The sequence below is a fragment of the Mycobacterium colombiense genome, assembly GCF_003284975.1.
Classification (GTDB): Bacteria; Actinomycetota; Actinomycetes; order Mycobacteriales; family Mycobacteriaceae; genus Mycobacterium; species Mycobacterium europaeum_A.
On sequence record NZ_QMEU01000045.1, the window covers coordinates 1 to 20963 of the forward strand.

Sequence of the window (20963 nt, forward strand, 5' to 3'; positions counted from 1 at the left end):
CCGGTCGCCGTCGACCAGGTGCGCCGCGGTCAGCAGCGCCTCGGTGATCGACGACGCCCCCGACGGGGTCGCCCCGTCCAGCGGGTCGGCCGGCCGCAGCACCAACTGCTCGGCATCGTCGGCGGTGTCGAACCAGCGGCCGGGCCGCTGCGGATCGGCGAAATGGGCCAGGGCGGTGTCGAGCAGGTGGGTGGCCGCGGTCAGCCAGGTGTCCTCGGCGGTCAGCTGGTACAGCGCGAGCAGGCCGGTGGCCAGCATCGCGTAATCCTCGAGGATGGCGGCGCTGTCGCCGACCACCCCGCCCAGGCTGGCGCGTCGCAACCGGCCGTCAACGACGTGCAAACCCAGCAGCGTTCGCGCGCAACGCATTGCCGCGTGCGCCAATTCGGGTTCGTCCAGCGCCACGCTGGCCTCGGCCAACGCGGTGATCGCCAGGCCGTTCCAGGAGGTGACAACCTTGTCGTCACGCCCGGGCTGGACCCGGGCGAGGCGGGCCGTCAGCAGCGCGGCACGCACGCGCTCCAGCCGCTGCGAGTCCTCGGGATCGGCGGGGGCCTGCAGCACCGAGGTGCCATGCTCGAACGTACCGCCCTCGGTGACCGCGAAAACGCTTGCCGCCCAAGGACCGTCGTCGGGCCCGAGCACCTCGTTGAGTTGCGCCGGTGTCCAGACATAGGTCGAACCCTCGCGGCCGTCGGCGTCGGCGTCCAGCGACGAGGTGAACATTTCACCGTCGGCCAGCTCGACGAGCAGGAACCGAGCGGTCGCCGCGGTGACCCGGCGCGCCAGCGGGTCCGCGGTGCGCCGGGCCCAGTGCGCGTAGGCGCGCAGCAGCAACGCGTTGTCGTACAGCATCTTCTCGAAATGCGGTACCACCCAGGCGTTGTCGACGCTGTAGCGAGCGAAGCCGCCGCCGAGCTGGTCGAAGATCCCGCCGCGGGCCATCGAGTTGCCGGTGTGGGTCACCGCCGTAAGCGCCTCCGGCGAGCCGGTGCGCTCAAAGTGGCGCAGCAGCGCCTCGAGCAACGCCGACGGCGGGAACTTGGGCGCACCGCCGAACCCGCCGTGCACCGCGTCGCGGTCCTCGAGCACCGTGGCGACGGCGTGGTCGCACAGCTGCGGCGCTATCGACGGACCACCGCCCGGCAGACCGGACGAGAGCCGGCGCAACTCGCCGGCGATGCGGTCGGAGGCCTCCTCGACCTCGCCACGGCGCTCCCGCCAGGTGGTCGAGACGGCCGAAAGAAGTTGCAGGAAACCCTCTTTCGGATAATAGGTGCCACAGAAGAAGGGCCGCCCATCCGGCGTCAGGAAGCACGTCATCGGCCAACCGCCGTGCCCGTTCAGCGCGACCGTGGCGTTCATGTACACCGCGTCGATGTCCGGGCGTTCCTCACGGTCGACCTTGATGCAGACGAACCCGGCGTTCATCGCGGCGGCGACGTCGACGTCTTCGAACGATTCGTGCGCCATGACGTGGCACCAATGGCAGGCGGCGTAGCCCACCGAGAGCAGGATCGGCACGTCGCGCTCGGCGGCGGCCGCCAGCGCCTCGGGGGTCCATTGCTGCCAGTGCACGGGGTTGTCGGCGTGCTGGCGCAGGTATGGACTGGTCGCCAGCCCAAGGGTATTCGTCGCTGCCGGGTCAGCCGGGCTCATCGCCGGGTCCCGCGGCGCGCGGCGGGCCGCCCCCGTCGTCCTGGGTGGTGGAAGGGCCGACCGTGTCGGTGCCCTCGTCGGCGGCCTGGTCCGGTTCCGGGTGCTTGGGATCGAACGATTCCGGCACCTTCTTCAGCTGCCGGTTCATCGACCGGATGAGAAACAGCGTGGCGATCACCAGCAATACGACGATGAGCAGCCCGACCGGGCTGGCCTTGCCGAAGTCGGGGCCGGTGTGGTGTGGGGGGCCGTCGGCTTGCCAGCCGGCGGCGGTCACGACGAGGAAGAGGTGGTTCACGCGTCGCTCTCGATCCCGGCGAACAGGTCGTCCTCGGGCAGCGACACCGGGACCCGCGAGCGGGCCAACTCGAATTCCTCGGTGGGCCACAGCCGTTGCTGCCAGGCGATCGGAGCGGCGAAAAAGTCGTGGTCGGGGTCGATCTGGGTGGTGTGCGCCCGCAGCGCGTCATCGCGCTGGCTGAAGTACGCCGAGCATTCGACCCGCGTGGTCACCCGGGACTCGAACGGATCGTGCGCGGCGTCCCAGTGCTCGAGCCACTTCTTGAACGGAGGCTCCTGACCGTGCTTGATGGCCTCGTCGTGCAGCAGCTGCATTCGGGCCCGTAGGAACCCGTGGTTGTAGTAGAGCTTGGACACCGACCACGGTTCGCCGGCGTCGGGGAAGCGCCGGTAATCGCCGGCCGCCTCGTACGCGCCCACCGAAACCTGGTGGCAGCGAATGTGATCGGGGTGGGGGTAGCCGCCGGTCTCGTCGTAGGTGGTCATCACGTGCGGGCGGAACTCGCGGACCACCCGGACCAGCGCCTCGACCGACTCCTCGAGCGGCACCAGCGCGAAACAGCCCTCGGGCAACGGCGGCGGCGGGTCGCCCTGGGGCAATCCGGAGTCGACGAAACCCAGCCAGGTGTGCTCGACGCCGAGGATCTCGGCGGCCTTGGCCATCTCGTCACGGCGGATCTCGGCGATGTGTCCGTGCACCTCCGGCAGGTCCATCGCCGGGTTGAGAATGTCGCCGCGCTCACCGCCGGTCAACGTCACCACCAGGACGCGATGGCCTTCGTCGGCATAACGGGCCAGCGTGGCCGCGCCCTTGCTGGACTCGTCGTCGGGGTGGGCGTGCACCGCCATCAACCGCAATTCGCTCACGTGCTCCCTTTGTCACTTCTGGTGGTCGCCCGGTCTGACCCTATAATTCCAGTTCCGAGTTCGTTGCATGCTGTCGGCCGGTGCCGGGCAGCCCACCACCAGGCAAAATCAGCCATGACCGAAGCCCCGATTCCTCGTCCGGAGGCCCGCTACGGGCGCTCCCGGCCGTCGCGCGTCCCCCGGCGGTGGCTGATCGTCACGCTGGGCGCGCTGGTCGTGGCAGCCGGACTCGTCGTTGCCGTCATCGGTTATCACCGGTTTGGCACCAGCGACGTCAAGGGGACGACGGCCGGCTATCGGGTGATCGACGACCAGACGGCGTCGATAACGATCAGCGTGACGCGTTCGGATCCGTCGCGGCCGGTGGACTGCATCGTGCGGGTCCGGTCGAAGGACGGCAGCGAGACGGGCCGCCGGGAACTGCTGGTCCCGCCGTCGGATGCCGCCACCGTGCAGGTGACCACGACGGTGAAATCCTTCGAGCCGCCGGTGGTCGCCGACATCTATGGCTGCGGCACCGACGTGCCCGCCTACCTGCGCCCGGCGTGACCTCGGAGATCCACAGCGAACTGCGAATATGGGGTCATCAACTGTTTGCGCGGTGGTAACATGGGTGAATGCACGGTTCCGGTTGGGACCGTGTTGCTGCATTAGCGGACGTGAGCAAAACGGAGCGGCAGCACACGGGGAGGCACCCGCGCACACCGGGCGGCGGAGCTAACAGGACTCAACGCGGACTCGCGGAACAACATACGAGGAGCACGACGAGATGACGGACACTTCCGTGACCTGGCTGACCCAGGAGTCACACGACCGGCTCAAGGCCGAGCTCGACCAGTTGATCGCGAATCGTCCGGTCATCGCCGCGGAGATCAATGACCGCCGCGAGGAGGGCGACCTGCGCGAGAACGGCGGCTACCACGCCGCCCGCGAGGAGCAGGGCCAGCAGGAGGCCCGCATCCGCCAGCTGCAGGACCTGCTCAACAACGCCAAGGTCGGCGAGGCGCCCAAGCAGTCCGGCGTCGCGCTGCCCGGTTCGGTGGTCAAGGTCTACTACAACGGCGACAAGTCCGACACGGAGACCTTCCTGATCGCCACCCGCCAGGAGGGCGTCAACGACGGCAAGCTCGAGGTCTACTCGCCCAACTCACCGCTGGGCGGCGCGCTGATCGACGCCAAGGAGGGCGAGACCCGCAGCTACGTGGTGCCCAACGGCAACACCGTCGAGGTCACGCTGGTCAGCGCGGAGCCCTACCACTCCTAGCCAGCCGCGTTTAGGCGAGCGCCCGGCCAGCCGGGCGCGATAGCACGTGTGCCCGGCTAACAGGGCATTCGCGCTCGCGATCGCCACTACCCAGACGGTGGCGACCCGCTTCGCCCGGCGTCGCCGCGCTCGCGATCGCCACTACCCAGACGGTGGCGACCCGCTTCGCCCGGCGTCGCCGCGCTCGCGATCGCCACTAGCCAGACGGTGGCGACCCGCTTCGCCCGGCGTCGCCGCGCTCGCGATCGCCACTAGGCCAGCGCCTGCTCCAGGTCGGCCAGCAGGTCGGCGATGTCTTCGATGCCGACCGACAGGCGCACCAGATCGTCGGGGACTTCCAATTGCGATCCGGCCGTCGACGCATGCGTCATGGCGCTGGGGTGCTCGATCAGCGACTCCACCCCACCCAGGGACTCCGCCAGGATGAACACCCGGGTCTTGGCGCACAGGTCGCGGGCGGCCTCGCGGCCGCCGCGCATGCGGACCGAAACCATGCCGCCGAAGCCGCTCATCTGTCGCGCGGCGACCTCGTGGCCGGGGTGTGAGGGCAGGCCGGGATAGAGCACCGCGCTCACCGCGTGATGCCCGGCGAGAAATTCCGCAACGGCCGAAGCGTTCTCACTGTGCCGCTGCATGCGCAGCACCAGGGTCTTCAGGCCGCGCATGGTCAGGTAGGCGTCGAACGGGCTGGGCACCGCGCCCGCCCCGTTCTGCAGGAACGCGAACGCCTCGTCCAGCTCCTTGTCGTTGGTGACCAGCGCACCGCCCACCACGTCGGAGTGTCCACCGATGTATTTGGTGGTCGAGTGCAGGACGATGTCGGCGCCCAGCGGCAACGGCTGCTGTAGCGCGGGCGAGGCAAACGTGTTGTCCACCAACACCTTTACTCGTTCTTTTGCGCCCTGCTTGGCCGCTAGCTCGGCCAGGGCGGCGATGTCGGCGATCGAAAGCAGCGGGTTGGTCGGCGTTTCCGCCCAGATCAGCCGGGTTCGCGGCGTGATCGCGGCGGCGACGGCGTCCAGCTCATGCAGGGCGACCGGGGTGTACTCGACGTTCCACTGGGTGAAGACCTTGTCGATCAAGCGGAAGGTGCCGCCGTATGCATCGTTCGGGATGACGACGTGGTCGCCGGGCCGCAGCACCGCGCGCAGGGCGCAGTCCGTGGCGGCCATGCCCGACCCGAAGGCCCGCCCGTAGGCGCCCTCTTCGACGGCGGCCAGCGCGGCTTCCAGTGCGGTCCGGGTCGGGTTGCCGGTGCGCGCGTATTCGAACCCGCCGCGCAGGGCGCCGACGCCGTCCTGGGCGAAGGTGCTGCTGGCGTAGATCGGCGCGTTCAGCGCGCCGGTCGCCGGGTCCGGCCGATAGCCGGCGTGGATCGCTTTGGTGGCCAGTCCGGTGAACTCGTGGTGCGCGTCGTCGCTCATCGACGCTCAGCCTAGGTGACGGCCGGCCTCTCGGCGCCGTCGATGGGCAGGCACACCGTCGTCATGATCTTGTCCGCCAGCGTCTGGCGCTTCGAATCCCACAGCGGGAAAAGGAAACCGATGAAGCAAATGATCGCGTCGACGAAGTGTGCCAGCGCGCGCACCACCGACATCCCGAAGCCCAGCGGCTGACCGGTGACTTCGCTGACCACCTTGAACTTCAGCACCGACTTGCCGACGCTCGAACCGGTGGCGCCCTGCCGGTAGCCGTAGTTCCAGATCAAATAGAACAGTCCGATGATCGACGCCAGCCACTGCGCCACCATGCCGACGGTCGAGTTCTGGGTGGCGCAGTACTGGTTGACCGAGTACTGAGTGACGTCGGTGATGCAGGCGGTCTGCTGGGTGGCGACCAGGATCGCGGTGCCGATGCCGTGCACCACGACGTACGGGAGGATGTCGATGACGAAGGCCAGCGCGCGGGTCAGCCACGGCGTGTACTTTTCCGTCGGCAACGTGCGGATCGCCGGCCCGGGTGGCGGCGGCGCGTAGCCGCCGGCCGACGGCGGGGGCGGGGGGTAGGAGCCGCCGGGCGGCGGCGGGGGCGGCGGATAGGACGCGCCGCCGGATGGCGGCGGCGGAGGCGGAATCTCCTGCCCCCCCGATGGCGGCTGGTGCCCACCCGAGGACTCGGGCGACGACGGAGGTGGCGGGTAAACGCCGCCGGGCGGTTGATCGGTCATGGGCAACCTTCCACTCCGGGTCAGCTGGACCCCTGGCTGGGACAGCGGAAACAGTACCCGAGCGCCTCGAGGCCGGACGAGACGCGCGGCGCGCGCCGAGGCCACGCGCGGCACCGAAAGCTAGCGGCGCCCGGACAACCCCCGCGGCCCGTCGGAGAGGAAGCCCAGCAAGTCATACCGGGTGATGACCCCGACCGGTTTGCCCTCCTCGACCACCATCAGCGCATCCCAATCGCGCAGCGCCTTGCCGGCCGCGCTGACCAGTTCGCCGGCGCCGATCATCGGCAGCGGTGGGCTCATGTGCTGCGCGACCGCGTCGGCCAATTTCGCCCGGCCCTCGAAGACGGCGGACAGCAGTTCGCGTTCGGAGACGCTGCCGGCCACCTCCCCCGCCATCACCGGCGGCTCGGCCCCCACGACCGGCATCTGGGATACCCCGTACTCGCGCAGGATGCCGATGGCGTCGCGCACCGTCTCGGACGGGTGGGTGTGCACCAGGTCGGGCAGGGCGCCGGATTTACCGCGCAGCACGTCGCCGACCCTGGCCTCCTCGGTGGAGCCGTCCAGGCGGGTGCGCAGGAAGCCGTACGACGACATCCACGCGTCGTTGAAGATCTTGGACATGTAGCCCCGCCCGCCGTCGGGCAGCAACACCACCACGATCGAGTCGGGCCCGGCCTGCTCGGCGACCTTGAGCGCGGCGACCACCGCCATGCCGCACGACCCGCCGACCAGCATCGCTTCCTCGCGGGCCAGCCGCCGGGTCATGTCGAACGAGTCGGAGTCGGACACCGCGATGATCTCGTCGGGCACCGTCCGGTCGTATGCCTGCGGCCAGAAGTCCTCACCGACGCCCTCCACCAGGTAGGGCCGGCCGGTGCCGCCGGAATACACCGACCCTTCGGGGTCGGCGCCGATGATGCGCACTGGCCCTTCCGGTCGGCCGCCGGACACCTCTTTGAGGTAGCGGCCGGCGCCGGTGATCGTCCCGCCGGTGCCGATGCCGGCGACGAAGTGGGTGACCTTGCCGTCGGTGTCGGCCCAGATCTCCGGGCCGGTGGTCGCGTAGTGGCTGGCCGGGCCTTCCGGGTTGGCGTACTGGTCGGGCTTCCAGGCGCCGTCGATCTCGGTGACCAGCCGGTCGGAGACGCTGTAGTAGCTGTCCGGGTGGTCGGGCGGTACGGCGGTGGGGCACACCACGACCTCGGCGCCGTAGGCCATCAGCACGTTGCGCTTGTCCTCGCTGACCTTGTCGGGGCAGACGAACACGCACTTGTAACCGCGGTGCTGAGCGACGAGGGCCAGCCCGACGCCGGTGTTGCCCGACGTGGGTTCGACGATGGTGCCGCCCGGTCGGAGCTGCCCGCTGGCTTCGGCGGCGTCGATCATCTTGACCGCGATCCGGTCCTTCGAGCTGCCACCGGGATTGAGGTATTCGACCTTGGCCGCCACGATGCCGGCGCCGTCGGGGACGACGGAGTTCAGCCGCACCAGCGGTGTGCCGCCGATGAGGTCACTGATGTGCTGAGCGATCCGCATGCGTTCATCGTCTCAGGCGGATTCGCGCGGCGCACAACGGCTGTGCGGCGTCTACTCCGTGGCCTCGCGAATGTAGTCGCCGATCTGGCGCAGCGAGCGCATCGCCTCGGGAACCATGGGCGCGGCCAACTGGAAGTCGTGGACCTGTCCGGGCCACACCCGCAGCTCGGCGGGCACGCCCACCGCGGCGAGCCGGCTCGCCGCCAGGCGGGCGTCGTGCAGCAGCACCTCGGAGCCCGACACGTGGATCAGCGTGCGCGGCAGGCCCGGCTTGATGTGGTCCAGCGGCTCGTAGATCTCTTCGGGCTTCCCGTCGACGATGTTCTTCCCGGCCGCCGTCGCCACCAGCTCGGCGAGCGCATCGAACGCCCCGGCCGTGAACATGGCATCGGTCTCGATGTTGGGGTGGGCCTGCTTGGGTTCCTTGGCCAGCTGCAGCAGCGGCGAGATCGCTACCAGCGCCGCGGGATCCTCGCCCTCCTCCTGCAGGCGCTGGGCCAGGGTGAGCGCGAGGTATCCGCCGGCGGAGTCACCGGCCAGCACGATCTGGTCGGGCTGGTACCCGCGCCGGCGTAGCCATCGGTAGGCATCGTGGCAGTCGTCGAGCGCCATCCCGACCGAATTCTTCGGCAGCAGACGGTAATTGACCACCAGGATGGGTGAGTCGGCGAACTTGGACAGGGCTTCGACGAGCCGGCCGTGGGAGTTGGCCCCGCAGGTCAGAAACGCGCCGCCGTGCAAGTAGACGATCACGCGGCGGCTGCCGTCGGCGGGCAGCACCCCGGGCGCGCGGACCAGCTGCGCCGAGGCGTGGGGCAACTTGATGGTCTCGCGGACGGTGGCCGACGTGGGGATCAGCACCCGGGCCGTGAGGTCGATGAGACCCCAGGGCCATGGCAGGTTGGGGACGTGACTGCCGACGGACAGGATCGGCCGGATGGTCAGCCGTGAGGTGAGGTTGGCCAGTCGCGCGGCCACGCTGGGCCCGGACTCCAGGACCTCGACGGGCGCGCCGTCGCTGATCGCGAACTTGCGCGCCTGCGCTCGGCGGGCCTTGAGGACGTCATGTGGCCGAGCGGTATTTGCCGACGACCCCGATTCCTTGCTAGGTGCGGTCATGCTCAACACTTCCTACGCCGTTGTAGTGCGATACAGCATGTGACGAGGAGACCGAGCGTCTGGTTCAGCCGTTTGCCAAGGCGCTCAGCCATCCCTTGTCTTCAGCTTGACAGCGGTTGCTTAGTGCAACGTAGGAAATTGCTGATTTGATACCAGTTTTGGTTCGCCACCGTGATCGGTTCGTTTTCCAGCCGCCCGCGCGAACGTCGAAGCCGCTCTAAAATCGATTGCGTGACCATGCGGGTGCCACGCCGTTCGGCGATCGCCCTGGCCACAGCGGGCGCGCTGGCCTCAACAGGAACCGCCTACCTGGGGGCACGCAGTCTGTTGGTCGGCCAGGCCACTCACGCGCGCACGATCATTCCGAAGTCCTGGGACATCCCGCCCCGCGCGGACGGCGTGTACGAGCGCGGGGGCGGGCCGGTGCAGCGGTGGCACCGCGGCATGGCGGTCGACTCGCACCTGATGATCTTCGGCGACTCCACCGCCGCCGGATACGGCTGCATGAGCGCCGACGAAGTGCCCGGGGTGCGGATCGCCCGGGGCCTGGCCGAGCAGACCGGCAAACGAATCCGGTTGAGCACCAAGGCGATTGTCGGGGCCACCTCCAAGGGGGTGTGCGGGCAGGTCGACGCTATGTTCGTGGCCGGCCCGCCGCCCGACATTGCCGTCATCATGGTCGGCGCCAACGACGTGACCGCGCTCAACGGCATCAGCCAGTCGGCGCAGCGGCTGGCGCTGACCGTCCGCAAGCTGCGCGCCCGCGGCGCCGTGGTGATCGTCGGCACCTGCCCGGACCTCGGATTCATCAGCGCCATTCCGCAGCCGCTGCGGTCGCTAGCGCACGAGCGTTGCCTGCAGCTGGCCCGCGCCCAGACCGCGGCGGTCCGGTCAGCCGGCGGCGTGCCGGTGCCGTTGGCGCAGCTGATGGCCCCGCAATTCCGTGCGACACCCGAAGCCATGTTCTCCGCCGACGGCTACCACCCGTCGGCACCCGCCTATGCGCTGGCGGCCGACGCGCTGCTGCTCGCCCTCTGCGACGCGCTGGGCGGGGAAGTCGAGCGTCCACCGCTGAGCCCGCCGGTGCCCGCCGCGGCACCGGTGCTCGGTCAGCGGCACACCCGCAGCAGTGTCATGTCGCGGCTGTGGCGGCGTCCGGCGACCGGACCTGCCCCGTCTTCGTGCCCCGAGGTCGGCAGCGACTAGATTTGTTGTCGCCGGTCGGAGCGGACCCACCACCCGGTGCCAAGCGAGCCAGCCCCATCAGCGGGATCTGCAGGGATCTGAAGGGAACAACCATGCCTGAAGCCGTCATTGTCTCAACCGCTCGCTCGCCGATCGGCCGCGCGATGAAGGGGTCGTTGGTCAACATGCGCCCCGACGACCTGACCGTCCAGATCGTGCGCGCCGCGCTCGACAAGGTGCCCGCGCTGAACCCTCACCAGATCGACGACCTGATCCTGGGCTGCGGCCAGCCCGCCGGCGAATCCGGATACAACCTGGCGCGGGTCATCGCCGTCGAACTCGGCTACGACTTCCTGCCAGGCACCACCGTCAACCGATACTGCTCGTCGTCGCTGCAGACCTCCCGGATGGCCTTTCACGCGATCAAGGCCGGCGAGGGCGACGCCTTCATCTCCGCGGGTGTGGAGACCGTGTCCCGCTTCGCCAAGGGCAGCGCCGACTCCTGGCCGGACACCAAGAACGAGCTGTTCGGCGAGGCCCAGGAGCGGTCGGCCGCCGCGGCCGAGGGCGCCGACGAGTGGCACGACCCGCGCGCCGACGGCAACGTGCCCGACGTGTACATCGCGATGGGGCAGACGGCCGAAAACGTCGCGCTGCTGACCGGGATCAGCCGCGAAGACCAGGACCACTGGGGTGTGCGCAGTCAGAACCGCGCCGAGGAGGCGATCAAGAGCGGATTCTTCGAGCGGGAGATCACCCCGGTGATCCTGCCCGACGGCACCACGGTGAGCGTCGACGACGGCCCCCGCCCCGGTACCACCTACGAGAAGATCAGCCAGCTCAAGCCCGTGTTCCGGCCCAACGGCACGGTGACCGCCGGTAACGCGTGCCCGCTCAACGACGGCGCTGCCGCGGTGGTGATCACCAGCGACGCCAAGGCCAAGGAACTCGGCCTGACGCCGCTGGCGCGCATCGTGTCCACCGGGGTCAGCGGCCTGTCCCCGGAGATCATGGGCCTGGGCCCGATCGAGGCGACCAAGAAGGCGCTGGCGCGGGCCAACCTGTCGGTCAGCGACATCGACCTGTTCGAGATCAACGAGGCGTTCGCCGTCCAGGTGCTGGGTTCGGCTCGTGAGCTGGGCATCGACGAGGACAAGCTGAACGTGTCCGGTGGGGCGATCGCGCTGGGCCACCCGTTCGGCATGACCGGCGCACGCATCACCACCACGCTGCTCAACAACCTGCAGACGCACGACAAGACGTTCGGCCTGGAGACCATGTGCGTCGGCGGTGGCCAGGGCATGGCGATGGTGATCGAGCGGCTGAGCTAGCCGCTGCTCGTCGACTGGGCGCCCGGCGCCGCGAGTGTGAACCCTGGGCGACGCGTGTGAAGCCTGGGCGACGACACGCCGAGTAACCCCGCCGCCGCTGCACACTCAACGGCGGCACTGCACACGAAAGCGCTCGCACGCGGAAGCGTCCAACACGAAAAGACCGGCACGCCAAGGGGGCGTGCCGGTCTTTTCGTTGACGAGAGCTAGTCGTTCTGCAGATAACTCAGCAGTCGCAGGATCTCGATGTACAGCCACACCAGCGTCACGGTCAGGCCCAGGGCGATGCCCCATGCCGCCTTCTCCGGCGCGCCGGCGCGGACCATCTGGTCGGCCGCATCGAAGTCGATCAGGAAGCTGAACGCCGCGATCGCGATGCACACCAGCGAGAAGATGATGGCCACGGTGCCGCCGCTGCGCAGGCCGAGGCCGGTGCCGCCGTTGACGTGGAACATCGCCAACACGAAGTTGCCGAGCATCAGGGCCAGCACGCCGAACATCGCGGCCACCAGCATGCGGGTGAACTTGGGCGTCACCCGGATCGCGCCGGTCTTGTAGACGACGAGCATGCCGAAGAACACCCCGAAGGTGCCCAGGACCGCCTCACCGATCAGCGCCCCCGCGTTGGCGTTGGACACCGAGAAGTTGGCGAAGACGAACGAGATCGCGCCCAGCACCAAGCCCTCGAGCACGGCGTAGCTCAAGACGATGCCCGGGTTGTCCTGCTTGCGGCCGAAGGTGGCCACCAGGACCAGGACCAGGCCGCCCAACCCGCCGATCAGGGCCAGCGGCATGGCCAGCGCCACGTCGCGGGCGACCAGGAAGTAGGAGACCACGGCGGAGATCGCCAGCACGGCCAGCGTGATGCCGGTCTTGGTGACGACGTCGTCGATGGTCAGCGGACGCGAAGCTTTGGCCTCCTGGTACGGGGCCGCGTAGGGAGCCGCGTAAGGGTCGGCCCCATACCCCTGCATCGGGGGCGCGGCCGTGCCGAATTGTGCGTATCCGCCCCTCTGCTTAGGCAGCGAACGAAATACCGGGTTGCTTGTCTCCCGCACCGTCGGATCCTCTCTAATTGGCTTCGAGCTGTGCGAACACAATCTCAACGATCGGCATCGTGCCCTGGTTCCCAGCGGACCTGGGCGTTTTCCGGTGTATTTCCGGCTGTATATAGCCTCCGCCGTTGTCGTCGCGTTAAAGATAACCCTTACCCGCGGGTACTGCGCCGGTCGTGACGATCTAGATTTCTTCCTCGAGGCTGGACCGGTGTGAGGAGGCGAGGGCGTGACCGACGGATCCGATGAGGTGCTCACCGAAGTCGAGGGAAGCGTCGGCTTGATCACGCTCAACCGGCCCAAGGCGATCAACTCGCTGAACCAGCAGATGGTGGACGCGCTGACCGCCATCCTCACCGACTGGGCCGACGACGACGCGGTGCGCGCGGTGGTGCTCTCGGGCGCCGGTGAACGTGGGCTGTGCGCCGGCGGCGACGTGGTGTCCATCTATCACAGCGCGCGCAAGGACGGGGTCGAGGCGCGTCGCTTCTGGCGCGACGAGTATCTGCTCAACGCCGCGATCGCGGGGTTCGCCAAGCCCTACGTGGCGTTGATGGACGGCATCGTGATGGGTGGCGGCGTGGGCGTCAGCGCACACGCGAACACCCGGGTGGTCACCGACACCTCCAAGATCGCCATGCCCGAGGTCGGCATCGGCTTCATCCCCGACGTCGGCGGGGTCTACCTGCTGTCGCGGGCGCCCGGCGGGCTGGGCCTGCACGCCGCGCTGACCGGGGCGCCGTTCTCCGGAGCCGACGCCATCGCGATGGGCTTCGCCGACCACTACGTCCCGCACGGCGACGTCGAGGCGTTCCGCCGCGCGGTGATCACGGACGGCGTGGAGCGCGCGCTGGACAAGTACACCGTCGAACCGCCGCCCAGCGAGATTGCCGCGCAACGTGATTGGATCGACGACTGCTTCTCCGGCGACACGGTGGAAGACATCGTCGCCGCGCTTCGCGCGCACGGCGCCGGCCCGGCCGAGGACGCCGCCGACCTGATCGCCACCCGCTCCCCGATAGCGCTGTCGGTGACCCTGCAGGCGGTGCGGCGTGCGGCCGGCCTCGAAACGCTCAAAGACGTTCTGGTGCAGGACTATCGGGTGTCGTCGGCGTCGCTGCGCTCACACGATCTGGTGGAGGGCATCCGCGCACAGCTGATCGACAAAGATCGCAACCCGAAGTGGTCCCCGGCGGAGCTGTCCGCGGTCACCGCGGCCGACGTCGAGGCGTATTTCACCCCGGTCGACGACGACTTGAGTTTCTAGAAAGGCGGTTTGGATGACAGAGGCGATTTACGAGACCATCCTCGTCGAACGCGACGACCGCGTCGGCATCATCACCCTGAATCGGCCGAAGGCCCTCAACGCGCTCAACACCCAGGTGATGATCGAAGTAACCAGCGCGGCAGCGGATTTCGACGCCGATCCCGGTATCGGGGCGATCATCATCACCGGCTCGGCCAAGGCGTTCGCCGCCGGCGCCGACATCAAGGAGATGGCCGAGCTGTCCTTCGCCGACGCCTTCGGCGCCGACTTCTTCGCCCCGTGGAGCAAGCTCGCCGCCATCCGCACCCCCACCATCGCCGCGGTCGCCGGCCACGCGCTGGGCGGTGGCTGTGAGCTCGCCATGATGTGCGACGTGCTGATCGCCGCCGACACAGCGAAATTCGGCCAGCCCGAGATCAAACTCGGTGTGCTGCCGGGCATGGGCGGCTCGCAGCGGCTGACCCGCGCCATCGGCAAGGCCAAGGCCATGGACCTTATCCTGACCGGCCGCACCATCGGCGCCGAAGAAGCCGAACGCAGCGGTCTGGTGTCGCGGGTGGTGCCGGCCGACGACCTGCTGACCGAGGCCAAGGCCGTCGCGACCACCATCTCGCAGATGTCGCGGTCGGCTGCCAGGATGGCCAAGGAGGCCGTCAACCGCGCGTTCGAGTCGACGCTGGCCGAAGGACTTCTCTACGAGCGCAGGCTCTTTCACTCAACATTCGCGACGCAGGATCAGTCAGAAGGGATGGCGGCCTTCGTCGAGAAGCGCCCGCCGAACTTCACCCACCGCTAGGACGCGTACATGAGCGAACGGGTTTCCGCGACCAACACCGAGGCAGCTCACCTCCCGACCGACGACGTCGAGGAGTCCGCGGGAGCCGAGCCGGACGCCGCGCCGGCACCGGTGGCCGCACCGCGATTCGGTCGCGCCGCTCCCACCCTACCGTGGACCGAAAAGCCCTGGTGGGTACGGCATTACACGTTCACCGGAACCACGGTGGGCCTGGTCTTCATCTGGCTTTCGCTCACACCGTCGCTGCTGCCGCGCGGCCCACTGTTCCAGGGTCTGGTCAGCGGGCTCTCCGGCGCGATCGGTTATGGCCTGGGCGTATTCGTGGTCTGGCTGGTGCGCTTCATGCGCGAAAAGGATCACAGCCCGGCGCCGCCGGGCTGGGCGTGGAAGGTGCTGATCCCGATCGGCGTGGTGGGCCAGGTCCTCATGGCGATCTGGTTCCACGTGTGGCAGGACGACGTGCGCGACCTGATGGGCGTGGCGCATCTTCAGTGGTACGACTACCCGCTGGCCGGGGTGCTGTCGCTGGTGGTGCTGTTTGCGGTGGTCGAGCTGGGCCAATTCACCCGCTGGCTGGTCAGGGTCTTGGTCGACCAGGTTGACCGGTTCGCACCGTTTCGGCTCTCGGCCACCATCGTGGTCGTCACGCTGGTGGTCCTGAGCATCACTCTGCTCAACGGCGTGGTGCTCAAGTTCGCCATGCGGACCATGAACCACACCTTCGCCTCGGCCAACGAGGAGATGAATCCCGACACCGCTCCCCCGAAGACCCCGCTGCGATCCGGCGGTCCGCAGTCCCTGGTGTCCTGGGAGTCGTTGGGCCGCGAGGGTCGCATCTTCGTCGAGGGCGGCCCAACGGTCGAGCAGCTCGCCTCCTTCAACGGAGCCCCGGCCATCGAGCCCATCCGCGCCTACGCCGGACTGGACTCGTCGAAGGGCATCACGGCCGCCGCCGAGCTGGCGGCGCAGGAGCTGGCGCGCACCGGCGGATTGCGGCGCGCCGTGGTCGCGGTGGGCACCACCACCGGCACCGGCTGGATCAACGAGGCGGAAGCCTCGGCGCTGGAATACATGTACAACGGCAACACCGCGATCGTGAGCATGCAGTACTCCTTCCTGCCGAGCTGGTTGTCGTTCCTGGTGGACAAGGAGAACGCCCGGCACGCCGGGCAGGCTCTGTTCGAGGCCGTCGACAAGCTGATCCGCCAGCTGCCCGAAGCCCAGCGGCCCAAGCTCGTGGTGTTCGGCGAGAGCCTGGGATCGTTCGGCGGCGAGGCGCCGTTCTTGAGCCTGAACAACGTGCTGGCGCGCACCGACGGGGCGTTGTTCAGCGGGCCGACCTTCAAGAACACCATCTGGACCGATCTGACGTCGACCCGTGACGGCGGGTCGCCGGAGTGGTTGCCGATCTACCAGGACGGGAAGTACGTCCGATTCGTCGCTCGCGCAAGGAATTTGACGCGTCCCGACGCGCCGTGGGACCACCCGCGGGTGGTGTACCTGCAGCACGCGTCGGATCCCATCGCCTGGTGGACGCCCGACCTGTTGTTCAGCAAGCCCGACTGGCTGAACGAACCGCGTGGCTATGACGTGCTGCCGCAGACCCGCTGGATTCCGGTCGTGACCTTCCTCCAGGTGTCGGCCGACATGGCCGTGGCGGTGGATGTCCCCGATGGCCATGGCCACCGCTACGTCGCCGACGTCGCCGACGGCTGGGCCGCCGTGCTGTCACCGCCCGGCTGGACGCCGGACAAAACCGCGAAATTGCGCCCGCTGCTGCACTCGGACGAGACGGCCTAAGGCGAGACGATCTAGAGCCAGCGGCGGGCGGTCGACCCGGTGTCCGCGAACACCGGATCGACCCGGCCCCCCGCCAGCTCGCTCAGCACGCCGGCGCCGGCCAGCGCGTGATAGCCCCCGATGACGTCGGTGGCGCGGTGCAGGCCGATGTCCAGCAGCGCGGCCGCGGCCAGGCTGGACGTGTAGCCCTCCGAACACAGGATCACCCATTCGACGTCGTCGCCGACGGCCTCGGGCAGCCTGGCCTCGCTGGTGGGATCGCAGCGCCACTCCAGCACGTTGCGTTCGATCACCAGGGCCCCGGGCACCTCGCCCTCGCGAAACCGCTGGGCCTGCGGCCGGATGTCGACCAGCACCGCGCCGCGGCGCACCGCGTCGGGCACTTCCACGGCGGGCAGCCGGCGAAACCGGCGCCGGGCTGATCTCAGGACGACGTCGATGCGGCTCATGGCGATCCTTCCGGCTGGTCGGTCAGTTCGGTACGTTCGCGGCGCAGCGTCTTGCGGTCGGTGATCTCGTAGTACGACATCGCGGTCAGCGGCGGCGAGTAGGCGTGCACGCTCAGCGTCGGCTGCACCGGCGCGGCGCCCGGCACCCCCGCGCCCGGCAGCGCGACGGGCGCCGACACCGGGCGGGGCGCCCAGACCACGTCGTGCACCCAGCCCAACGGGAACCCGGCCTGATCGCCGGCGTCGAGCCGACGACGTCGCAAAGCCCTTCCATCCCAACGGTATTCGTTGAGCGATCCGGACAGGACGGTCAACGCCCCCAGCGATCCGCCGTGGTCGTGCAGTTCGGTCGGCTGCCCGGGCACCCAGCTGATCAGCCAGACGTCGAGCTCCTCGTCGCCGTGGATGCGGGTGAACCAGCGCCGCGACTGCGGTATGCCACCCGCCGGCAACAGGTGATCGCAGCGCCCGCTGAGCACATCATCGGCGGCCCGGTCGGTGGCGTAGAGCAGATCGGGCACGCGCAGCCGGGTCGGACCGGCGGACGGGGCGGAAAGGGTGCGGGGGCGCAGGGCAGCGTCGGTGGCTACGGGCACAGACATCAGGGGAGCTCCAGGGCGAAAACGGAAAGGGCAAGCGGCGGCGTGTTACGGCCGACAACACTCGCAAAATCCGAAGCGCTCCATCACGGCCGCAAGTGTTGCATAGATTGAGACCGTGCGCTGGTGCGGTGATCGGTCCCGGCGATGGGGCGCGGTTGTGGTGGCGACCTTCGTGGTGGCCATGGCCCTGACGACCACGGGGTGCTCGCACGGCGCGCCCACCGGTGCTCCCTCGTCCTCGTCGGCGCGGCCGTCCGGCATCCCCAACGGCCCCGGTTCGGCGCCCCCGGGTTCGGTCGGCCTGTCCCCCGCGGGCGTGACGACCAGGGTCGATGTGCCCGCGGACTCCACCGAAGAGGAGTATTACCAGGCCTGTCACGCCGCGCAGCAGTGGATGGACGCCCAGCCCAAGACCGGTGCGTCGCTGTTCGAGCCCTATCTGTCGATGGTGCAGGCGGCACCGACGGGCACCGCGGGCAGCTGGAACGCGCCCTGGTCGAAGCTGACCCCGGCCCGGCAGGCGGCCGTGATCGTCGCCGCGCGGGCGGCCGCCAACAACGAATGCGGGTAGCGCCGCGCCCGGGGTGCGCGCCGCCGCGTAATTGGGATCACGGCTGAAAAAACTGGCCTGGCCGCCCGGTCACCGCCCGCTCCCGCGCAAAATGGAGGGGTGCCTGACGAAGTTCCGCGTCGATCAGCACCGACCCGGGTGGCACTCGCGCTCGGCAGCGGCGGCGCCCGCGGCTACGCCCACATCGGGGTGATCGAGGCCCTGGCGGCGCGCGGCTACCAGGTGGTCGGCGTCTCCGGCTCGTCAATGGGCGCCCTGGTCGGCGCCCTGCAGGCGGCCGGGCGGCTCGACGAGTTCGCCGACTGGGCGAAGTCGCTGACCCAGCGCACCATCCTGCGGCTACTGGACCCGTCCATCAGCGCGGCCGGTGTGATGCGGGCCGGCAAGATCTTGGACGCGGTGCGCGACATCCTGGGCCCGGTCGCCATCGAGGACCTGCCCATCCCGTACACCGCGGTGGCCACCGACCTGTTGGCGGGTAAGTCGGTGTGGTTTCAGCGCGGCCCCCTCGACGAGGCGATCCGCGCGTCCATCGCCATCCCCGGGGTGATCGCCCCCCATGCGGTCGACGGGCGGCTGCTCGCCGACGGCGGCATCCTGGATCCGCTGCCGATGGCCCCGCTCGCCGCGGTCAACGCCGATCTGACCATCGCGGTGAGCCTGTCCGGCAGCGAGGCGATCGGCAACCGCGAGCCGGAGCCCGGCGCCACCGTCGAGTGGTTGACCCGCATGGTGCGCAGCACCTCCGCGCTGCTCGACACCGCCGCCGCCCGTTCGCTGCTGGATCGGCCGACGGCGCGGGCGGTGCTGAGCAGGCTGGGCGGGCCGAGCGGAGAGGCCGAGGGCTGGTCGGACGCCCCGGATGACGAGCGGCCCGCCGCCGACGACGACGCCGACGAACTACCCGGCGCCGGATCCGACGTGCCCAAGCTGGGCAGCTTCGAGGTGATGAACCGGACCATCGACATCGCCCAGGCGGCGCTGGCGCGTCACACCCTGGCGGTCTACCCGCCCGACCTGCTCATCGAGGTCCCGCGCTCGACCTGCCGGGCCCTGGAATTCCACCGGGCGGTGGAGGTCATCGAAGCCGGGCGGGCGCTGGCGAACGAGGCGCTCGACGCGCTGGACGTCGAGGACGACCCGGAGGCCCCGCCCGCGATCGAGCGCTGAAACGTCTCAATGTCGTTGCGCCAAGCGCATTCACGCGCCCAGGAAGCGGGCGATGGCGGCGGCTTCGCGGCGGCCCTGCTCGCGTCCGGCCACCGCCGACGGGATGCGGCAGTCCGGATCCAGGGCGTTGGGTCCGAACGCGGCCAGCGAATCGGCATCGGCAAATACGGCGAAGGCCGCGCCGGGGAACGCCGAGACCTCGGCGGCCGGCCCCGCACCGAACGGCGAGGGCGCGTCGATGCCGGAGGGCACCAGCACCACCGCCGTGTCGCAGTCGGCGGCCACCACGAGGTTGACGGAGCTGGCCACGCCGCCGTCCATGTAGTGGCGGTCGCCGATCGTCACCGGCGGCCAGGCCCCGGGCACCGCGCAGCTGGCCGCCACCGCATCGACCAGGTCGACACCGGCGTCGCGGTCGAAGACGGTCAGCTCGCCGGTGGCGACGTCGATCGCGGTGAGCCGCAAGTCGCGGTCCGGCCAGGCGTGCGACGGCAGGCGGTGCGCGATCACGTCCCGGCGCACCGGCGCGGGAACGGTTTTGGTCGCCAGCGCGACGGCCCCGATCCGCTGCATCTGTTGGCGGGTCCTGTCCAGCGACTCCTCGTACGGCTCCCCTAGGGCCGTCAGGAACAGTTCGGTGATCGCCTCGATGTCGACCCCCGAATCGATCTCGGCCGACGACTCGGCGACCTGGCGGTCGAACAGCTCGTCCAGGGTGCGGCCGCTACTCAGCTGCGCGGCGACCGCCGAGCCCGCCGAGGTCCCGACCAGCACGTCCGACTCGGTCAGCAGCCGGGCCACCGCGGGTGACTCGTCGGCAATGCCTCGCAGAACACCTGTCTCCCAGGCGATTCCCGCTATTCCCCCACCGGCCAGCACCAGGGCGCGTTTGGTTGTCACGTCGTCTACCTTGCCAGCACCGATCAGGCCAGTTGCCGGGTGTTCGGCAGGGCGTGCTGCGACTCCTCCACCGGCGAACTCAGCTCCTCACGACGCAGCAGACGTTTGGGCGGGTCGGGCAGGATCATGCTGCGGTGGATGTGCAGATCCGCATCGACGTGGAAGAGTTCGCCCGCCGGCAACAGCCGCCAGCGTGGCTCGTCGTCCATCACCTCGGTGGCGAACACCACCGACGACCGCTCACACAGATGCTCCGACCGGGCGTGAATCCGCTTGGTGCACAAGTCGAATTCGGCGTCATCCGAGGCCGCCTCGTCGGATCGATCCAGGATGTAGAGCTGATGGGTTTCCGGGTAGCGCAGCGCCCACATGTCGGTGGCAGTGCTCAGCAACACGTTGACCGCGTAGATCGGAACGTGGTCGGCGAGCCATCGCATGGCGTCGGTGAGGCCGGCGGTAATGTCGCCGCCGCGGGCCCGGATCGACGCGGTGATCAACGCGAAGACCCGCTCGGAATCGGTGTCCCCCAACACCAAATCCTCGGTGCCGACCTCACGCAGCCGCTCGTCGAGGATGTCCAATCCTTCGAGGACGCCGTTGTGCGCGAAGATCCGCCCGTCCTGCAGGAAGGGGTGGGTGTTGTGGATGTCGAGCGAGCCGGTGGTCGCGTATCGGACATGGGCGATGACCGTCGTGCCGGTCATTCGGTGTGCCTCGGTCGCGAATGTGGCGTCCTGCCAGGCCGCTATCGGCTCCTTGTACAGGTGCGGTTGGCGGTGTTCATCGAAGACGCCCAGCCCGGTGCCGTCCGGATTCCTCCTGCTCTGCTGGGCCAGGCTGTCCGGGGCGTCCAGCAGCCAGAAGGTCGCGGTGCATGCGTGCGTCCCGGCGTGCAGGCCAAAGAGTCGGCACATGGCTCCCC

General features: G+C 69.3%; 21 protein-coding genes. 9 read left to right on the forward strand and 12 right to left on the reverse strand.

Features of this window, described 5'->3' with window-relative positions; translation table 11 throughout:
* From DQP58_RS15365 to mca, 3 genes are all read right to left on the reverse strand, one after another.
* The coding region (locus tag DQP58_RS15365; protein ID WP_133259377.1) for a thioredoxin domain-containing protein at positions 1-1659 on the reverse strand (1659 nt) is incomplete at its 3' end.
* Positions 1646-1957 (reverse strand): hypothetical protein, encoded by a 312-nt coding sequence (locus tag DQP58_RS15370; RefSeq protein WP_112709180.1) that lies wholly within the window; start codon positions 1955-1957, stop codon positions 1646-1648. The genes DQP58_RS15365 and DQP58_RS15370, both read right to left, overlap by 14 nt.
* A complete protein-coding gene (gene mca / locus DQP58_RS15375; protein ID WP_112709181.1) occupies positions 1954-2826 on the reverse strand; it encodes a mycothiol conjugate amidase Mca in 873 nt (290 codons plus the stop codon). Before mca ends, DQP58_RS15370 begins: the two co-directional genes overlap by 4 nt.
* 114 nt (positions 2827-2940) lie before the next feature.
* Between mca and DQP58_RS15380 the strand changes: the two genes are divergently transcribed.
* Both DQP58_RS15380 and greA read left to right on the forward strand, forming a co-directional pair.
* On the forward strand, positions 2941-3375 hold the full coding sequence (locus DQP58_RS15380; RefSeq protein WP_112709182.1) for a DUF4307 domain-containing protein: 435 nt from the start codon (positions 2941-2943) through the stop codon (positions 3373-3375).
* Between the two features lie 220 nt (positions 3376-3595).
* Positions 3596-4090 (forward strand): transcription elongation factor GreA, encoded by a 495-nt coding sequence (greA, locus tag DQP58_RS15385; protein WP_066997513.1) that lies wholly within the window; start codon positions 3596-3598, stop codon positions 4088-4090.
* 251 nt (positions 4091-4341) lie between these two features.
* Here greA and DQP58_RS15390 read toward each other — a convergent pair whose 3' ends face one another.
* The 4 genes from DQP58_RS15390 to DQP58_RS15405 all read right to left on the reverse strand — a co-directional run bounded on the left by DQP58_RS15390 (position 4342) and on the right by DQP58_RS15405 (position 8915).
* On the reverse strand, positions 4342-5514 hold the full coding sequence (locus DQP58_RS15390; protein WP_112709183.1) for a cystathionine gamma-synthase: 1173 nt from the start codon (positions 5512-5514) through the stop codon (positions 4342-4344).
* An 11-nt stretch (positions 5515-5525) separates the two neighbouring features.
* The gene (locus DQP58_RS15395) at positions 5526-6257 is read right to left on the reverse strand and encodes an RDD family protein (protein ID WP_112709184.1); all 732 of its coding nucleotides are present in this window, start codon (positions 6255-6257) and stop codon (positions 5526-5528) included.
* Positions 6258-6377: 120 nt separating this feature from the next.
* A complete protein-coding gene (locus DQP58_RS15400) occupies positions 6378-7796 on the reverse strand; it encodes a cystathionine beta-synthase (protein WP_112709185.1) in 1419 nt (472 codons plus the stop codon).
* A gap of 51 nt (positions 7797-7847) precedes the next feature.
* The gene (locus DQP58_RS15405) at positions 7848-8915 is read right to left on the reverse strand and encodes an alpha/beta hydrolase fold domain-containing protein (protein ID WP_112709186.1); all 1068 of its coding nucleotides are present in this window, start codon (positions 8913-8915) and stop codon (positions 7848-7850) included.
* A gap of 243 nt (positions 8916-9158) precedes the next feature.
* Between DQP58_RS15405 and DQP58_RS15410 the strand changes: the two genes are divergently transcribed.
* Entirely contained in the window at positions 9159-10121 is a 963-nt protein-coding gene (locus tag DQP58_RS15410) for an SGNH/GDSL hydrolase family protein (protein WP_112709206.1), read from the forward strand.
* A gap of 92 nt (positions 10122-10213) precedes the next feature.
* Positions 10214-11431, forward strand: a complete 1218-nt coding sequence (locus DQP58_RS15415) for an acetyl-CoA C-acetyltransferase (RefSeq protein ID WP_112709187.1) — start codon at positions 10214-10216, stop codon at positions 11429-11431.
* Between the two features lie 206 nt (positions 11432-11637).
* Here DQP58_RS15415 and DQP58_RS15420 read toward each other — a convergent pair whose 3' ends face one another.
* Positions 11638-12489: a Bax inhibitor-1/YccA family protein gene (locus DQP58_RS15420; RefSeq protein ID WP_112631970.1), complete on the reverse strand. Its 852-nt coding sequence runs from the start codon at positions 12487-12489 to the stop codon at positions 11638-11640.
* 226 nt (positions 12490-12715) lie between these two features.
* Here DQP58_RS15420 and DQP58_RS15425 point away from each other — a divergent pair, with 226 nt between their 5' ends.
* Genes DQP58_RS15425 through DQP58_RS15435 form a run of 3 tightly spaced genes read left to right on the forward strand, consistent with a single transcriptional unit; the run spans position 12716 to position 16349 of the window.
* Positions 12716-13753 carry an enoyl-CoA hydratase/isomerase family protein gene (locus tag DQP58_RS15425; RefSeq protein ID WP_112709188.1) on the forward strand — a complete coding sequence of 346 codons (1038 nt, stop codon included), beginning with the start codon at positions 12716-12718 and terminating at the stop codon, positions 13751-13753.
* A 13-nt stretch (positions 13754-13766) separates the two neighbouring features.
* Positions 13767-14549, forward strand: coding sequence for an enoyl-CoA hydratase (locus DQP58_RS15430; RefSeq protein ID WP_112709189.1), 783 nt, complete (start codon positions 13767-13769; stop codon positions 14547-14549).
* Between the two features lie 9 nt (positions 14550-14558).
* Positions 14559-16349: an alpha/beta hydrolase gene (locus tag DQP58_RS15435; protein WP_112709190.1), complete on the forward strand. Its 1791-nt coding sequence runs from the start codon at positions 14559-14561 to the stop codon at positions 16347-16349.
* A gap of 11 nt (positions 16350-16360) precedes the next feature.
* Here the strand turns inward: DQP58_RS15435 and DQP58_RS15440 are convergent, their stop codons facing one another.
* The gene (locus DQP58_RS15440) at positions 16361-16798 is read right to left on the reverse strand and encodes a rhodanese-like domain-containing protein (protein WP_112709191.1); all 438 of its coding nucleotides are present in this window, start codon (positions 16796-16798) and stop codon (positions 16361-16363) included.
* Positions 16795-17400 (reverse strand): cysteine dioxygenase, encoded by a 606-nt coding sequence (locus tag DQP58_RS15445; RefSeq protein ID WP_112709192.1) that lies wholly within the window; start codon positions 17398-17400, stop codon positions 16795-16797. Before DQP58_RS15445 ends, DQP58_RS15440 begins: the two co-directional genes overlap by 4 nt.
* Before the next feature lie 181 nt (positions 17401-17581).
* Here DQP58_RS15445 and DQP58_RS15450 point away from each other — a divergent pair, with 181 nt between their 5' ends.
* Positions 17582-17971: a lipoprotein LpqV gene (locus DQP58_RS15450; protein WP_112709207.1), complete on the forward strand. Its 390-nt coding sequence runs from the start codon at positions 17582-17584 to the stop codon at positions 17969-17971.
* Between the two features lie 99 nt (positions 17972-18070).
* Complete coding sequence (locus tag DQP58_RS15455) at positions 18071-19141, forward strand: patatin-like phospholipase family protein (RefSeq protein WP_205869438.1); 1071 nt, start codon at positions 18071-18073, stop codon at positions 19139-19141.
* 30 nt (positions 19142-19171) lie between these two features.
* Here DQP58_RS15455 and DQP58_RS15460 read toward each other — a convergent pair whose 3' ends face one another.
* On the reverse strand, positions 19172-20041 hold the full coding sequence (locus DQP58_RS15460; protein WP_112709194.1) for a patatin-like phospholipase family protein: 870 nt from the start codon (positions 20039-20041) through the stop codon (positions 19172-19174).
* Between the two features lie 23 nt (positions 20042-20064).
* On the reverse strand, positions 20065-20955 hold the full coding sequence (locus DQP58_RS15465) for a class II glutamine amidotransferase (RefSeq protein ID WP_112709195.1): 891 nt from the start codon (positions 20953-20955) through the stop codon (positions 20065-20067).
* Between the last annotated feature and the right edge of the window lie 8 nt (positions 20956-20963).

Excerpts from the sequence above, each read along its gene's own strand:
- DQP58_RS15380 (WP_112709182.1), top strand. The coding sequence starts at position 2,941 with ATGACCGAAGCCCCGATTCCTCGTCCGGAGGCCCGCTACGGGCGCTCC.
- greA (WP_066997513.1), top strand. The coding sequence starts at position 3,596 with ATGACGGACACTTCCGTGACCTGGCTGACCCAGGAGTCACACGACCGG.
- DQP58_RS15390 (WP_112709183.1), bottom strand. The coding sequence starts at position 5,514 with ATGAGCGACGACGCGCACCACGAGTTCACCGGACTGGCCACCAAAGCG.
- DQP58_RS15395 (WP_112709184.1), bottom strand. The coding sequence starts at position 6,257 with ATGACCGATCAACCGCCCGGCGGCGTTTACCCGCCACCTCCGTCGTCG.
- DQP58_RS15400 (WP_112709185.1), bottom strand. The coding sequence starts at position 7,796 with ATGCGGATCGCTCAGCACATCAGTGACCTCATCGGCGGCACACCGCTG.
- DQP58_RS15405 (WP_112709186.1), bottom strand. The coding sequence starts at position 8,915 with ATGACCGCACCTAGCAAGGAATCGGGGTCGTCGGCAAATACCGCTCGG.
- DQP58_RS15415 (WP_112709187.1), top strand. The coding sequence starts at position 10,214 with ATGCCTGAAGCCGTCATTGTCTCAACCGCTCGCTCGCCGATCGGCCGC.
- DQP58_RS15430 (WP_112709189.1), top strand. The coding sequence starts at position 13,767 with ATGACAGAGGCGATTTACGAGACCATCCTCGTCGAACGCGACGACCGC.
- DQP58_RS15435 (WP_112709190.1), top strand. The coding sequence starts at position 14,559 with ATGAGCGAACGGGTTTCCGCGACCAACACCGAGGCAGCTCACCTCCCG.
- DQP58_RS15440 (WP_112709191.1), bottom strand. The coding sequence starts at position 16,798 with ATGAGCCGCATCGACGTCGTCCTGAGATCAGCCCGGCGCCGGTTTCGC.
- DQP58_RS15445 (WP_112709192.1), bottom strand. The coding sequence starts at position 17,400 with ATGTCTGTGCCCGTAGCCACCGACGCTGCCCTGCGCCCCCGCACCCTT.
- DQP58_RS15450 (WP_112709207.1), top strand. The coding sequence starts at position 17,582 with ATGGCCCTGACGACCACGGGGTGCTCGCACGGCGCGCCCACCGGTGCT.
- DQP58_RS15465 (WP_112709195.1), bottom strand. The coding sequence starts at position 20,955 with ATGTGCCGACTCTTTGGCCTGCACGCCGGGACGCACGCATGCACCGCG.